The sequence below is a fragment of the Prosthecobacter sp. genome, from assembly GCF_044227185.1.
GTDB lineage: Bacteria > Verrucomicrobiota > Verrucomicrobiia > Verrucomicrobiales > Verrucomicrobiaceae > Prosthecobacter.
In genome coordinates this window covers 51,109-65,725 of sequence record NZ_JBGAFO010000003.1, presented here as the reverse complement: position 1 = coordinate 65,725, position 14,617 = coordinate 51,109, and the positions used below count along the sequence as shown (strand labels likewise).

Annotated in this window: 11 protein-coding genes; 9 read left to right on the top strand and 2 right to left on the bottom strand. The window is 59.6% G+C overall.

Going from position 1 to position 14,617, the window contains the following annotated elements; all coding sequences use genetic code 11:
- Positions 1–5: 5 nt before the first annotated feature.
- Positions 6–1,001 carry a galactose-1-phosphate uridylyltransferase gene (gene galT, locus ACILSQ_RS07955; RefSeq protein ID WP_395743067.1) on the bottom strand — a complete coding sequence of 332 codons (996 nt, stop codon included), beginning with the start codon at positions 999–1,001 and terminating at the stop codon, positions 6–8.
- A gap of 152 nt (positions 1,002–1,153) precedes the next feature.
- Here galT and ACILSQ_RS07950 point away from each other — a divergent pair, with 152 nt between their 5' ends.
- The 4 genes from ACILSQ_RS07950 to ACILSQ_RS07935 all read left to right on the top strand — a co-directional run bounded on the left by ACILSQ_RS07950 (position 1,154) and on the right by ACILSQ_RS07935 (position 6,204).
- Complete coding sequence (locus ACILSQ_RS07950) at positions 1,154–2,134, top strand: hypothetical protein (protein ID WP_395743066.1); 981 nt, start codon at positions 1,154–1,156, stop codon at positions 2,132–2,134.
- Between the two features lie 50 nt (positions 2,135–2,184).
- Entirely contained in the window at positions 2,185–3,267 is a 1,083-nt protein-coding gene (locus tag ACILSQ_RS07945) for an AAA family ATPase (RefSeq protein WP_395743065.1), read from the top strand.
- A gap of 35 nt (positions 3,268–3,302) precedes the next feature.
- A complete protein-coding gene (locus tag ACILSQ_RS07940; RefSeq protein WP_395743064.1) occupies positions 3,303–3,869 on the top strand; it encodes a 3'-5' exonuclease in 567 nt (188 codons plus the stop codon).
- A 61-nt stretch (positions 3,870–3,930) separates the two neighbouring features.
- Complete coding sequence (locus ACILSQ_RS07935) at positions 3,931–6,204, top strand: DUF262 domain-containing protein (protein WP_395743063.1); 2,274 nt, start codon at positions 3,931–3,933, stop codon at positions 6,202–6,204.
- 113 nt (positions 6,205–6,317) lie between these two features.
- Here the strand turns inward: ACILSQ_RS07935 and metK are convergent, their stop codons facing one another.
- On the bottom strand, positions 6,318–7,538 hold the full coding sequence (gene metK, locus ACILSQ_RS07930) for a methionine adenosyltransferase (RefSeq protein WP_395743062.1): 1,221 nt from the start codon (positions 7,536–7,538) through the stop codon (positions 6,318–6,320).
- Positions 7,539–7,722: 184 nt separating this feature from the next.
- On the opposite strand from metK, the gene ACILSQ_RS07925 reads away from it, so the two are divergent.
- The 5 genes from ACILSQ_RS07925 to ACILSQ_RS07905 all read left to right on the top strand — a co-directional run bounded on the left by ACILSQ_RS07925 (position 7,723) and on the right by ACILSQ_RS07905 (position 14,611).
- Positions 7,723–9,060 carry a sulfatase-like hydrolase/transferase gene (locus tag ACILSQ_RS07925; RefSeq protein WP_395743061.1) on the top strand — a complete coding sequence of 446 codons (1,338 nt, stop codon included), beginning with the start codon at positions 7,723–7,725 and terminating at the stop codon, positions 9,058–9,060.
- A gap of 68 nt (positions 9,061–9,128) precedes the next feature.
- A complete protein-coding gene (locus tag ACILSQ_RS07920; RefSeq protein ID WP_395743060.1) occupies positions 9,129–11,633 on the top strand; it encodes a hypothetical protein in 2,505 nt (834 codons plus the stop codon).
- Positions 11,634–11,747: 114 nt separating this feature from the next.
- Entirely contained in the window at positions 11,748–12,632 is an 885-nt protein-coding gene (gene hisG / locus ACILSQ_RS07915) for an ATP phosphoribosyltransferase (RefSeq protein ID WP_395743059.1), read from the top strand.
- Between the two features lie 33 nt (positions 12,633–12,665).
- Positions 12,666–12,770, top strand: coding sequence for an AURKAIP1/COX24 domain-containing protein (locus ACILSQ_RS07910; protein WP_133796641.1), 105 nt, complete (start codon positions 12,666–12,668; stop codon positions 12,768–12,770).
- A 71-nt stretch (positions 12,771–12,841) separates the two neighbouring features.
- Positions 12,842–14,611, top strand: a complete 1,770-nt coding sequence (locus tag ACILSQ_RS07905) for a tetratricopeptide repeat protein (RefSeq protein WP_395743058.1) — start codon at positions 12,842–12,844, stop codon at positions 14,609–14,611.
- Positions 14,612–14,617 lie beyond the last annotated feature (6 nt).

Sequence of the window (14,617 nt, the reverse complement as noted above, 5' to 3'; positions counted from 1 at the left end):
GGCGGCTACAGCGCCACTTCACGCAGCCTCTCCGCGCAGCGCTCCGGCCGCATGCTGTTGATGTAGGTGCCGCTGCCCAGCTCAAACCCCGCGAGCTGGGAGATGCGCGAGACGACGGAAAGATACCAGTGGAAGCAACCCGAAGACACCTCCCCCACCGGCGCGGAGCGGATGGTGATGTTGTAGTCCGGAGCGCCCGCCGCGGCTTTCAGGCGGCGCAGCAGCCGGCTCAGCATGCCGGCCAGCTCCACGATTTCCTCATCGCTGATCTCATCAAACGCCGTCTGGTGCTGGCACGGAAAAATCCAGGTGTGGTAGGGAGAAAGCGCGGCATACGGCATGAAGGCCACGAACGAGGCCCCGGTCTCGATGATGCGCTCCTCCGCCAGCATTTCCTCACGCATCACCGCGCAATAAAGGCAGCCGCCTTCCAGCTCATGAAAGCGCCGCGCCTCCTGCAGCCGCATGATGACCTGGGAGGACAAAACAGGCGCCGCCATGACCTGCGAATGCGAATGCTCCAACGAGCTGCCCGCCCGCTGCCCCTGGTTTTTAAAAATCACGATGCTCTCCACCAGCGGATGGCTGCGCAGCGCCTGGTAGCGCTCCCGGTACATCCGCAGCACCAGCGTCAGATGCTCCGCGGACATGTCACAGATGTCCACGTCATGCCGCGGGTGCTCCACCACCACCTCATGCACTCCGGCCGCGGCCATGGAGCGAAAGATGCCGTTCTTCTTCCGCTGCAAGTCCTGCGCGGCATTGAAGACGGAGTATTTGTTGGGCACCACACGCACCAGCCAGGAGCCGTCCGCAGCGCTCGTCCGCGCGATCTCCGCCGGAGTCAGCGCCTCATTGCCGGTGCAGAAGGGGCAGCCGTCGCGGTGCTGCGGTCTCACCAGTTTCTCCGCCGCACGAACGAAATCATCCGGCCTGAGCGCACGCTCCGGAGCCATGACGACCCAGTCGAGCGTGATGGGATTGAAGCGCATTTCAGACATGATGAGGTCGGGTGTTACTCTAACGCACGGAGCAGGAATAGCTGGCAGAAAAATGCCATGGAGAAACATGATTCGTGCAACGCACCACCCCTTCCCGCGCCCCCGGGAATGAGAAGCCTTGACGATTCGGCCAGCCGGGGTGTTTTCACAGCGTGCAGTCATGTTCCAGCCTCAAGGAAGATCTCAAGCTCCTCGACCAGCGCGCCTATGCGCCACGACGCTGGTCAGAGGAGGCCTTGCGCGCCTATCATCGCCTTTCTCGTTATCTTAAAGGGTCTGATGGAGACCGTTTGCGCAAGCTGCACGACTGGCTGCTGGCCCCGATCACCCTCTGGCCTATTGAGATAGGCGATGCGCTTAGAGCCGCTCTCAGCTCCTGGCGCAGCTGCAAATCTCTCACAGAACAGCAACGGCTGCTGGTCGATCTTCTTCCCGCTCCGCCGGACAAACAGGCTTGTGAAATCGTGGCTCGCCATGAACATGAGGTTCAGCGCGGATTCTATGAGCATGTGACAGGCCCCTCTGCCAAATACGCGCAACGGGAGGCAGAATTGAAAGCCGACCCACAATTCAACGACGACTGGACCCGGCTCAAGGCCGCTTTCAAACCCAGCCGTTATGCTGACGGCAAGGGCGTACTGCGCCGCACCATGGGGATCGAAAGAAATCTCCGCCTGGATTGGCCAGGGCGCAGGCCCGGAAAGCAGGCGGCATTCCAAACGGCCTTTGATGCCTTCTGCATGCGCTGGCACCTTTACGGCATGCAGCATGATGCCCCCCTGCTGCTCAAACTGGCGGTGAACCTGACGCCGTTTGCCACCATGATCGTGATTCCGGCCTACTGGTCTTTCGATCCCAAGCGCGACATCCGCTGGAACGAAGTCGCCCGCCTACATCGTGCGCGGGCACGCCAACGGCAGGGTGCCGCCATCAAAGAAGGCCGTGAACAGAGGCGTCAGATGGCTCAAAAGTTGGAAAAACTCGTCACCAGAGCCGCCAAGCTCGATCTGCATGGGGAAGCACGACATGCGTTCCTCGTAAAGGAACTGGGCCTTTCTCCCAACACCAGTGATCGCACCCTGCGGCGGCTGCGGCAGGAGTTTCGCGCTGGGCATGATGCGGACAAAGATTGAGGACAAAACCGCTCCTCGTCCCATCCAGGTTCCCAGCCATTCGTTCCAGCATGAACGAAGCCCCCCATTCATCACCACACTCATTCGTCGTCTGCGGCAACGCTGAAACAGACTCTTTTGCTCCGACCTATCGCGGCCCTCACACTCCGGTGCTTGCCGCCTTTGGCGGTGGCTCCATGCACCGCTTCCGCATGAACGGGCACTGGGATTTGGAACGCGCAGCTGCGGAAAACACAGGTTCTCTGCTGCGCTCTCACAAGCAGTTCGACCAGAACAAACCGCTCTGGGATGACCTGACCTTCCAGTTTTCCACGCTTTCGTTGCTCTATGCAGACGAAAACCGCCTTGAAGGCTACGCCAGCTCTGCCGCCGAAGCGGAGGCCGTCGTGCGTCAGTTTGCGAAAAATTATGCCCGTCCTCCCGAGCCAGAAGCAGGCTCCTACTCTTTGATCCGAGTGGACAAGGACATCGGTCGCGTGAACGTCCCGCTCGCTGCTGAGAGCCTGCTTTCTGACGAGATCTTCACCCTGCACTATACCGAAGCGACGGTAGTCTGGCATCGCGATTTCGTTCAACGCCTCACCACGCGGAAAAACGGTCTCGCCATCCTCGAAGGCCCGCCCGGCACGGGCAAGACTTCGTACCTACGCCATCTCATGGGCGTGCTGCGGGAGTCCCACCGCTTCTACTTCATCCCGGCCTCCACGTTGCGGGTGCTTTCCGACCCCAATTTCATCGGCTTCTGGGCCGATCAGCGCCGTAGGTATCAGGACAAGCAGTTCGCCGTGATCCTGGAGGACAGCGACGCAGCGCTCATGGCTCGTGGTGCGGACAATCGTGAACAGGTCAGCGCCATCCTCAATCTGACCGATGGCATGCTCGCCGATTTCCTCCGCCTGCAAATCCTCTGCACCATCAACGGCCGCGCCACCGACATCGACCAGGCCCTGCTGCGCCCCGGACGACTCATCACCCATCGCGTCTTCCCGCGCCTGAGCCGCGAACACGCCAGCCTCCTCGCGGCAAATCTCGGCCGCTCGCTTCCGACCGCGTGCGACTACTCACTGGCGGAGATTTTTGCCGACCCGGAAACCTGCGAGGCCCGGAAACCACGAATCGGCTTTTCTGCCTGACATGACAGTCCAGCACAGCATTGATCCGTCGAGTCATGAAAATCGTCAGCCTGGATTTTGAAACCGCCAACTACAGCCGCATCAGCGCCTGCTCCGCAGGCATCGCTTTGTTTGAAGACGATCAGCTCGTCGAATCAAAGAGCTGGCTGATCAAGCCGCCCAAAGGGCACGGCTTCTTTTTGCCAGAGTGGACGCAGGACATCCATGGGCTGAACTGGTTCAGTGTGAAGGACGCGCCCGAATTTCCAGCTGTCGCATCCGAGATCATCCCCCGCCTTGTCCAGGCCGACATTGTCATCGCTCACAACGCGAGTTTTGACATGAGCGTGCTGGAGCAAACCCTCCTGCATTTTCAGCTTCCTTGCCCTTCCTTTCGTTATCTCTGCACCTGCCGCCTCGCGAGAGCCGTCTGGCCTGAGATGCCAAACCACCGGCTCAATACCCTGGCCGCCCGCATTGGGCACACTTTCCATCATCATGAAGCAAAGTCTGACGCCGTGGCCGCCGGCCGGGTCATGCTGGCGATGATGCAGCATTTGGGAGTTACCACCTTCGAAACTCTGATGAATAACACTGGCATCTGCATAGATGCCTTCCATTAAGCACATACCTTCCAACGGGCATACCCCTTGACCATTTAAAATATTATTTGCCGCACCGACTATGCCTAAAACCACATCATCCCACTCTCTCTCGTTATATGACATTGCTGCCTGGCAATTTTCTGACCTCCCATCAATCTCTGAAGCGACCTCCCGGAAAAATCCGGATGGAAATCATCGACCAGGCATCGTCGCCGCCATTCCTTCACTGCAACGCGGAGCCGTTTGGAAACCTGGGCAGGTAGAGATGCTATGGGATTCAATACTTCGTGGCTTTCCGATCGGATCGCTTGTGGTCTGCCGAAAGTTTGAAGGGCAGCATCACCATAGTGGAAAGCATGGAGGAGGCTGGGAGGACCAGGATGTGACACACTATTTGCTGGACGGTCAGCAACGCTGCAATGCAATCGCGCTGGGATTTTTTGACGCAACTAAACTCATCAACGGGCAGGAGCCACCGGCGAGCCTCTGGATTGACCTTCAACCTGAAACACCCCGAGATTCGACACGAAAATTTGTTCTTCGCATGCTCACGACCGCGCACCCGTGGGGCTATACATTGGACGACGAAACAAAATTCATCGGAGTTGCAGCCGTTCGGTCTGCATTGAATGGCCATTACCAAGCTACCCACCAGAAGAACGATTTGCCGCATAACCGCAAACGTCCGCCTCTCACTGCATCGTGGCCGTATCATTGCAAACTTCCGATTCCATTTTCGTGGCTCACAAAGGCGGCATTCTCCAAACGAGAAGAGCATTTTTTTTGGGAGGAAGTTTTGAGATCACTGGAACTGTCGGACAAACAGCCTGGTAAATGGGCTCTGCAAGCAGGCGATATCATCCGGAAGCATGTGAGTGGCATTGAGCACATCCCCCATCTCTCTGATCTGTTCCATGGGCTGCAAAAAGCTTGTGATTTTCGTCTGATTGCCCTGGAGACTCCGCAAGATGTGCTGCTGGGTGAAGACTCTCGGGAAAAGACAATGCAGGTCGGCAAAGAGGGAATTCACAACGTAGAACACCTCTTCCAACGCTTGAACAGTGCTGGCACAGTTCTTCGTGGTGAAGAGCTTCTCTTCTCAATGATCAAAGCCTATTGGCCGGCCATTGAGACATCCTTCGGAAAAATAAGAGATCGGAATGGAAACTCATTCCTTCCCATGCCGGGGTGGCGTCTTGCAACCTTGGGAATTCGTGCGGCAAAAATGTCACTGTCTGACAAGCCCGCATTTGCCTCCCCTCTGAGCATTCCACAGATCAGAGATCTGGGCGTGCAAATCAGTGGTGAGAATGAACGCCTGAAACGTTATCTCGGCATCGCATCGGAACAATCGCACGACGGATTGACCCAGGACGCAGACTTGCATCTAAACCTCCGGCAAGTGGACGAATGGCTGTTGTATGGCGAGGAAAACAAGATTGGCATGCCGCCAGTGCTCCGCTCTGCCCTGGCCCGCGCTGATCCGGATGTTTACCTGCTTTTGCTTCAGATGGCTCAGACACATCGTAAAAGCCCGCAGATTCCTCCTGGCACGGAACTGACCAAGCGCATTCTAGGTGTCGCAACCGTGCTGCATTGGTTCGGCACTGATTCAGGTACGGCTGCACGACACATCCTCAAATCAATCAACGAAAAGGGGCTCCTGCCCACAACGTTTCGCGGCATCTTCGCCCCTGGCACTTCAGGCATTTTGCGCGTTTTAGCCCCTGAAGATGTAGCCGGCAAACACCTGCCAGCGTTTGATCACTCAAATGAAGACAGCCTGCGCGAATGGAGCTTTTGGAACTACTTTGTCGGGAATCGGAAGGATCCCGCTGAAAGAGCGCTTGCTGAAAAAGAACTCTGGCCCTTCATGCACACACTTCTTCACTGCAAGCCCCTGTTGTTGTACGCCCAAAAGGATTTCATGAACAGGGCTTTTGCCGGGTACGACCCTTCGTGCGTTGACATATGGGACGGCCATGATCGTCCCTGGGATTACGATCACATTCTTCCCTCGGCTGTTCTCTATAGAAGGCGCAACCAGACATTTAAATCTGTATGCGCCCACTGGCTGAACACGGTTGGCAACCTTAGGGCATGGCCGCTTGAAGCGAATCGCAGTAAAAGTGACGAAGAAGCCAACAAATCCATCACCACCCAGGAAGACCGAGACGCCAGCTTAATTGAAGACTTGGGTGAATGTGATGCATTTTCAATCCGCGAACGGGACATCGACAAACTGGAGAAAGTGATTCCTTTTATCAATGCAGTCAGGGCACGCATGCTGCGTCTCTACCGAGGCTGGTTCGACAACTTGGAAATTGCGTATCTTCTTACCAACCAGGAATGATACCCGCCCGATTCTTGTGGACTGCGCACTGCCGGGCGCGCCATAAAAAAAGGCCGCGCGGGCTTCCCCGCGCGGCTTCAAAGTAGCGTTGGTGCTGTGCAACAACGGTCAGCTTACTTCGCAGCCTTCTTCAGCGCGTCGGCCTTGTTGGTCTGCTCCCAGGTGAGATCGGGGTCGCCGATCTTGCCGAAGTGGCCGTAGTTGGTGCTCTTGCTGTAGATCGGGCGCAGCAGGTTGAGCTGCTTCACGATGTCAGCGGGCTTGAAGGAGAAGACCTTGAGCACGGCGGCGAGGATCTTTTCGTCGCCGATGGTGCCGGTGCCAAAGGTGTCGATGTGCACGCTCACAGGCTCAGGATGGCCGATGGCGTAGGCAAACTGCACTTCGCAGCGTGTGGCAAGGCCGGAGGCCACGACGTTCTTGGCGACCCAGCGGCCCATGTAGGCGGCGCTGCGGTCCACTTTGGAGGGGTCCTTGCCAGAGAAGGCGCCACCGCCGTGACGGCCCATGCCGCCGTAGCTGTCCACGATGATCTTGCGCCCGGTCAGGCCGCTGTCGCCCTGAGGGCCGCCGACGACGAACTTGCCGGTGGGGTTGATGAGGTACTCGGTGCCCTTGGTCAGCATTTCCTTCGGCAGCACCTTCTTGATGACCTGCTCGATGCAGAATTTTTCGATCTCGGCGTGGCTCACGTCAGCGGCATGCTGCGTGGAGATGACGACGTTCACGATACGGGTGGGCTTGCCGTCCACGTATTCCACGGAGACCTGGCTCTTGGCGTCCGGGCGCAGCCACTTGGCGGCCTTGCCAGCCTTGCGGATGCGGGTCAGCTCACGGCCCAGGCGGTGGGCGTACATGATCGGCGCAGGCATGAGCTCCGGAGTGTCGTCACAGGCGAAACCAAACATGATGCCCTGGTCGCCAGCGCCCTGTTCCTGGGTCTTCTTGCCATCCGCTGCGGCGGCGTCCACGCCCTGGGCGATGTCCGGGCTCTGGATGGTGAGGTAGTTGTTGATGAAGAGCTTGTCGGCGTGGAACACGTCGTCGTCATTCACGTAGCCGATGCCGCGCACGGCGTCACGGATGATCTTGCCGACGTTGATCACTTCGTCGATCGGCTTGGTGGTTCCGAGCTTCTTGTTCTGAAGCTTCGGGATGGTGATTTCACCGCCAACGACGACGACGTTGCTCTTGGCGAAGGTTTCGCAGGCAACGCGGCTCTTCGGGTCGATCGCGAGGCAGGCGTCGAGGATGGCGTCAGAAATGGTGTCGCAAACTTTGTCAGGATGGCCTTCGCCGACGGACTCGGACGAAAAGATGTAGCTACGGGACATGATGTGGATCGTGTGGGTTATATGAACGAATCATGATTTGATGATGCGTCCTTGAAAGCCGCATAGTATTCCCCAAACCGGGGGCGTCAATGTGGATTTAATGCCCGCCCCGGGCGTGGCCTTTGGATAGGTGAGAGCGGATTGTGGACGAAAAGCCGGGGAGCCGCGGGCGTTTACGTGCCCCATGCGTTGCCTGCTCCTCTCAGTGTTTCTCTGCTCTCTCTCCCTCTGTGGCTGGCTCCAGGCCGCCCAGAAACCCAATGTCGTTTTCATCCTCGTCGATGACATGGGCTGGGGCGACCCATCCTGTTTTGGCGGAAAAGTGTCCACCCCTCACATGGACCACCTGGCCCAAGAAGGCATGCAGTTCCGCCAGTTCTACACGGCCTCGCCTATCTGCTCCGCCTCGCGCTGCGGCATCATCACCGGGCAGTTTCCGGCGCGCCATCGAATCACCAGCTACCTGCAAACGAAGGCCGGCAACCGCGAATGCGAGCAGGCGGATTTTCTTGACCCCAAAGCCGCTTCCCTGCCACGCTCCTTTAAAGAAGCAGGCTACGCCACAGCCCACATCGGCAAATGGCACCTCGGTGGTGGCCGCGATGTGACGGACGCCCCCAAATTCGCCGCCTATGGATATGATGTCGGCCTCGGCACCTATGAAAGCCCGGAGCCTGCCGCGCCGCTCGGTCTGAAAACCACACCCTGGGAAACCAGGCGCGAGCCCCAGCAGGTGGAGCGCCATGACCGCACCCGCTGGACGGTGGATGAGACCCTGAAGTTCCTGCGCGAGCACGCCAGCCAGCCCTGCTTTGTGAATGTGTGGTTCGACGACGTCCACACACCCTACCGCCCTCTGGAGGGCAAAGATGAACGAGGGCTGCCGGAGAAGTATCGTGACGTGCTGGCGGAAACAGACCGCCAGATCGGCCGCCTCCTCGAGGCTCTCCCGGCCAGCACCTTCGTCATCCTCTGCGGCGACAACGGCCCCGAACCCACGCTGGACCACACCCGCACCAAGGGTCTGCGCGGCATGAAGTGGAGCCTTTACGAAGGCGGCATTCGCACCCCGCTCATCGTGCGTTGGCCAGGCGTGGTACCTGCAGGTGTGGTGAATGACTCCACCGTTTTCAGCAGTGTCGATTTCATGCCCACCCTCTGCGCCCTGGCGCAAATCAAAACCCCCGGTGCAGACCAGGACGGCGAAGACATGAGCGCCGCACTCCTTGGTGAGAAGGTGCTCCGCCACAAACCACTGTTCTGGGAATACGGCCGCAAACCCGGAGAGGCGGGCAAAGTGAAAAACGGCTTTCCTTACCCCAAGGAGCCGAACTCCAAATCTCCCAATGTCGCCATTCGCGACGGCGACTGGAAACTCCTCGTCAATGCCGACGGCACTCAAACCGAACTCTACAATCTGTCCAAAGATCCCAACGAGACCACCAACCTCGCCGAGAAGGAAAGAGACACGACTGAGCGCCTCAAAAGAGCTGCCTTGGACTGGCGCAAGGCGCTGCCTTGACCGCCCACCCCAAGATTCGCCGGGATTTTGCGTGCTGTTTACCAGCACATCCTCTTATGCTCCCGGCCATGAAGACTCGTCTTCTCATCCTCACCCTCACCCTGGCGGCATGCTTGCCCGCCACTGTCTCCGCTCAGCTTCCTGATGAAGCACTGAAATGCTTCAAGTGGTTCTCCACCCTCGGCTACCCGGATGTCAAAGAGGCCAGGTGGGCGGAAATCTGGAATGGCAGCTGGTCTTCCAGTGGCGGGCAGGATACGCCAAAGGCTCACACTGGCATGGGTTTCGTTACCAAGGAGACGAAGGTTGATTTCTCCACAGTGCGGCCCGATCTCACAACCGGCACCTGGAAAAAGTCGAAGCCAGGCACTCCGGACCACGAACGCGTCGGGTTTGAGGAGCGCCCGTTTCTGCCCATGATTGAGCGGAGATTAGACACACTGCGCCACCCGCCCAAGGACACGTGGAGCCGCTTTGGCGCGAAGCTGGGCGAGAAAGCGGAAGTTTTCTTCCTGGCCTATGTCTGCTGGCAGAGAGGCGAGGAAAAGCTGGCGGCACAGCTTTACACCGAGGCACAAAAACTGGCGGTCAGGCGTTCCGACACCCAGGCCGCCGTATCAATGCAGGAGGACCTGGAGATCGAGCTCTCCCACGCCGCCATGTGGGACGCTGTGCTGCGCTGCGGAGGAGGCGGGCTGAACACGAGCCTTTGGGGAGGCTCCCCGGGTGGAAAGTTTGAGCCACGCACTTCTCTGCTCGCTTCCTTCCGCCGGATTCTGAAACTGTTCCCCCACACCCTGCATGCCGAGCGGGCCAGACAATGCATCGCCATGCTGGAGCGCATGGTGAAGGAGGATGAAGAGCACCCCACGCTCACTCAGAAGCAGATCGACGAATTGCCGCAGGACAAGCGCATCGCCGAGCTGGTCTGGATGCTGCGGGACCAGAACGGCCATCAGTGGAGCCAGCCGGGCTGGTGCGATGTCTTCAGCATGGAAGAAAAAGGCACCACTCCCGCTCACCAGCTTCTCGCCATCGGCTACCCTGCCGCGCCCGCACTCATTGAAGCGCTCACCGATGACCGCTTTTCGCGGTCCGTCGGCTTTCATCGGAACTTTCATTTCTCCCACACCATTCTGACGGTCGGCGACTGCGCGCAGCAGATCCTCAGTCGCATGTCCGGCCAGAATTTCTACTCACCGGCCTCAACCTCGGGCTACATGTCCAATGAGGACAAGATGCTGGAGGTGCAGAAAGCCGCCCGCAAGTGGTGGGACGACTACCAGAAGAAGGGAAAAAAGCAGATGCTGGTGGACTCCATCGCCGCGGGCAGGACCTCTCCCGGTCCGCTCGTCCAACAGTTAAAGGAAGAAGCCCCGGAAGCAGTGGCAGATGCAGTGTTGCGCGGCACCAAAAAGGCTGACTCGGAATGGCTGCATCGCCAGTTCATCCAGCAGCTTGGCTTGCTCAAGAGCCCGGCAGCCACCGAAATGCTTCTCGAATTGATGGTGAAGAAGGGGGCCGAAACAGGAGTGCGTCTCGATGCCGCGGAACAACTTTTCAATCAGGACCATCCCAAGGCGCTGCCCGCCATCCTGCGAGAGTGGAGCCTTTTCTCCACCACCGCTCCGTATGACCCCACCAATGGCTTCGACCAGATGGCCGATCTGCTGATCGCCAGTGGCGACTCCCAGGCCATGAGCAGGCTTGTGGACCATTGGGATGACCGCCCTGTGTCGGAACGCTTTAAGATTGTGGAGAAGCTGGGCGAATCACTCGGATCTCCCGTCAGCGAACACGGATTTTCCAACCCCAAACGGCGTCCGGTCTCTCCCGAGGCGAGGGACACCGCCGTCGCGCTCCTGGCGCATGCGCTCGAAGACCACGAGAAACGCGATGGCATGAGCGGCAGCAACGGAGATTTCAGCTTCACCAATCCGCTCGTCTGCGATTTTGCCCTTTGGTCGTTGCACCGGATCGATGGCAAAAAATACGCCTTTTCCCCGAAAGCAGGCCGCCGTCAACGCGATGCGGAACGGATCGCCGCCGCAAATACATGGCGTCAGGAACACCAGAAACCGCTCTTGCAGCCACCTCCTCCGCCCAGGCCGCGGCTCACCGAAAAGGACGCTCTCAAAATCGTCGAAGTGCAGATCGAGCCAGCCAATGGTTTTGAAGAGATTCCCCTGATCAAGCAGGCCCTGGCCTTGCGCGACAGTCCGTTTGGCCCCAAGACCATCTCCGCTTTGCTGATCCGCTTTGCCAGCGAGGAAACCCCCGGCATTCGCGGCCTGCGCATCGAGGCCCTGCGCGAAGATGATCTCACTGGCGTGGAGCTTCACCTCCGCATCGAGCCAGGCAAATATCCTGCCGAGAACGGCCCGGGATGGAACACCCGGCATAGCGGCCAGATTGGGGCCAAATTCCTCAGCTCGTCCGGCGGTTCCTGCTCATTTTCCAGTGCCAGCGAGGCGGCTGCCTGGGATGACTTCGAGGAACAGCTCACCCAGGCCCTGAAATCACCGCCGGCCACCTCCTTTGAGTTTTCCGCAGGGCTCAAAGCATCCCACTGAGCCGCCCGCCCGGCTCGAAAGACCGCTCGGCGCCGCAGGGGGCCGCATTGCCGTGAAATTTCCCCTCGCCAGAGGAAAAAATGCCACTAGGATGCGCGCCCCCTTCCCCCAACCATGTCCGAACCCAAGAACATCCTCCGCCTGGGCCTGCCCAAAGGCAGCCTGCAGGAGCCGACGCTCGAACTGTTCAAGCGCGCAGGGTTCAACATCGTCGTCTCCTCCCGCTCCTACCGCCCCACGGTGGATGATGATGAGCTGGAGCTGCGCCTGCTGCGCGCCCAGGAGATCGGCCGGTATGTGGACCATGGTTTCCTGGACTGCGGCATCACCGGTCTGGACTGGATCGATGAAAATGGGGCGGACGTGGAGGTCATCACCGACCTGCGCTACAGCAAGGCCACCTCCAAGCCCACCAAATGGGTTCTGGTGGTGCCTGAGGACTCCCCCGTAAAGACCGTCAAGGATCTGCAGGGCAAGCGCATCGCCACGGAAGCGGTGGAGATGACGAAGAAATACCTGGCCAAGCACGGTGTGGAGGCCGAGGTCGAATTTAGCTGGGGCGCCACTGAAGTGAAGGTGCCCGAAATGGTGGATGCCATCGTGGACATCACTGAAACCGGCTCGTCCCTGCGCGCGAACAAGCTGCGCATCGTGGACACGCTGATGCTCAGCTACCCCCAGTTTGTCTCCAGCAAACCTGCCGCCCGTGATGAATGGAAACGGCAGAAGATGGAGACACTCTCGCTGCTGCTCAAAGGTGCGCTCGAGGCCCGCCACACGGTGGGACTCAAGATGAACGTGCCGGCCGAGCGGCTGCAGGAAGTGGTCGCCTGCCTGCCGGCCCAGCGCTCGCCCACCGTCTCCACCCTCGCCAGCCAGGAATGGGTGGCTGTGGAAACGGTCATTGACGAAGCCACCGTGCGGACAATCATCCCGCGGCTGAAGTCGCTGGGGGCCGAGGGTATCGTGGAATACCCTCTCAACAAAGTCGTCCACTAGATCAAACGCCAACCTACATAGGAGAACACGAACATGGGATCGCTCAAAAAGCGGAGAAAAACGAAGATCAACAAGCACAAGCGCAAGAAGCGCATGCGTGCGAACCGTCACAAGAAGCGTTTGCGCTACAAGTCGTAACCGCTAGCCTTCCCGGCATGGCTCCTCTTCGCAGTGCGATTCGATGGCATCGAGACGCAGGAAGCCTTGTCATGCCCGGGTACGACGCGGCTGGCAGGGCCCTGCGGCCCTGCCTGACGCTGTGCCTTGCCGTCTTGCTGGGCTCCCTGCATCCAGGCCGCGCCGCCACCGTGGCAGACCTGTCTCTGGGAGTCAAAGCGGCGGACGGCTCAGACCTCCAGCTTTCGCCAGACGCCGCCACCCGGGCGGACGTGCTGGCACACTTCAGTGCGGCGCTCCAGTTTGAGTCCGCCGGAAAACTGCGCCAGGCGCTGGATCATTACCTGGCTGTTTTCAAGGCCGATCCGGCCAACGCGGACCTCGCATCCCACACCGCTGGAATCGCCATGCAGTTCCAGGGGCGTGAGGCGGCGCTGAAAATCCTCCAAGATGCGGTGCGCGCCAGTCCACACAGCCCGGCACCGCTGCTCAATCTCGCGCGCTTTGCCAGCACCTACCCGCCCGAGGACCTCTTTGAGAAAGACGACGTCCCCTCCAAGGCCGTGGCCGAGGCTCTGGCAAAGTTCCCCTCCCATGCCGAGGTCTATGAGATGGCGGTCATGCTCCACCTCACCCACAACGAGCGGGACAAGGCCATCGAGGTCATGACTCAGGCCGCCAATCAAAACAGCCACGATCCGCAGTACTGGCTGGCCACCGGCCGCACCGCGGAGCGGGTCTGGCCGCTCGGGCAGGCGGAGTTTGGCATGGAATACCGCCAGCGCGTGGTTCCCTTCTTTGAAAACGCGCTCAAGGCTGCCACCAAGGCCAATGCCGAGCAGGTGACCCTCGAAGTCGCCCGCCAGTATCTGCTGACCAACGACCCCGAGCGCGCGCGCCAGCTCTGCGAAAAACTGGCCGCCGAGCACCACAACCTAGACGCCCGCAAGCTGCTCTACCGGCTCTACGTGGCCGCGGAGCAGAAGGAGAAGGCGCTCGCCACGCTGGAGCAGATCGTGAAGCAGGCGCCGGACGACCCCGAACAGCAGCGCCTGCTGGCCGCTGAGTACGACAAGCTCAAGCAGCCCGAGAAGGCCATTCCCCATCTCGAAGCCGCCATTCAGTACGGCGGCGGTGAAATAGGCGACTACGTCAAGCTCGGCTGGGAGCTCTACCAGACGCAGAAGTTTGACGACATGGTGCGCATGGGCCAGCGAAGCGTGCGCCTGTTCCCGGATTATCCCCTTGTCCACTACCAGCTCGCCATCGCCCATCGTGCGCGGGAGGAGTGGGGCCCTTCCGTCCAGCAGTTTGCCGAGGCCGAGAAGTCTGCCAGCTCCGCCCAGAACGAGCTGCTGGACTACCTCTTCTACTACCAGTACGGCATCACGCTCGAACGCCTGGCACGCTATGAGGACGCCTCGCGCATGCTGGAGAAATCCATCACCCTCACTCCGCGGGAGGAGTCCAAGGCCGCCGCCAACACCATGAACTTCCTCGGCTACATGTGGCTGGACGCCGGCACGCACCTGGACAAGGCGGGCGAACTCATCGCCAAGGCCAACGAGCTGCTGCCAGACCAGCCCGCCTACATCGACAGCCTCGGCTGGTTTCATTTCAAAAAGGGCAACTACCCCGGAGCGCTGAAGGAACTGCAGCGCGCCGAAGCCCTGATGAAATCCATCACTCCCGAAGACGCCGAAATTCTGGAGCACATCGGCCTCACCCATCAGGCGCTGGGAGACAAGGCGAAGGCGCTCAGCTATCTCGAACGCGCCGAAGCGCTCAAGACGCCGGACCTCAAAGCGCGGAAGCGCATCGAAGATGAGCTGAAAAAGTTCAAGAGCACGGAGCAGAAGTGAGGAATG

Coding starts and splice junctions, on each gene's coding strand:
- galT (WP_395743067.1), bottom strand. CDS start 1,001: ATGTCTGAAATGCGCTTCAATCCCATCACGCTCGACTGGGTCGTCATG.
- ACILSQ_RS07945 (WP_395743065.1), top strand. CDS start 2,185: ATGAACGAAGCCCCCCATTCATCACCACACTCATTCGTCGTCTGCGGC.
- ACILSQ_RS07940 (WP_395743064.1), top strand. CDS start 3,303: ATGAAAATCGTCAGCCTGGATTTTGAAACCGCCAACTACAGCCGCATC.
- ACILSQ_RS07935 (WP_395743063.1), top strand. CDS start 3,931: ATGCCTAAAACCACATCATCCCACTCTCTCTCGTTATATGACATTGCT.
- metK (WP_395743062.1), bottom strand. CDS start 7,538: ATGTCCCGTAGCTACATCTTTTCGTCCGAGTCCGTCGGCGAAGGCCAT.
- ACILSQ_RS07925 (WP_395743061.1), top strand. CDS start 7,723: ATGCGTTGCCTGCTCCTCTCAGTGTTTCTCTGCTCTCTCTCCCTCTGT.
- ACILSQ_RS07920 (WP_395743060.1), top strand. CDS start 9,129: ATGAAGACTCGTCTTCTCATCCTCACCCTCACCCTGGCGGCATGCTTG.
- hisG (WP_395743059.1), top strand. CDS start 11,748: ATGTCCGAACCCAAGAACATCCTCCGCCTGGGCCTGCCCAAAGGCAGC.
- ACILSQ_RS07910 (WP_133796641.1), top strand. CDS start 12,666: ATGGGATCGCTCAAAAAGCGGAGAAAAACGAAGATCAACAAGCACAAG.
- ACILSQ_RS07905 (WP_395743058.1), top strand. CDS start 12,842: ATGCCCGGGTACGACGCGGCTGGCAGGGCCCTGCGGCCCTGCCTGACG.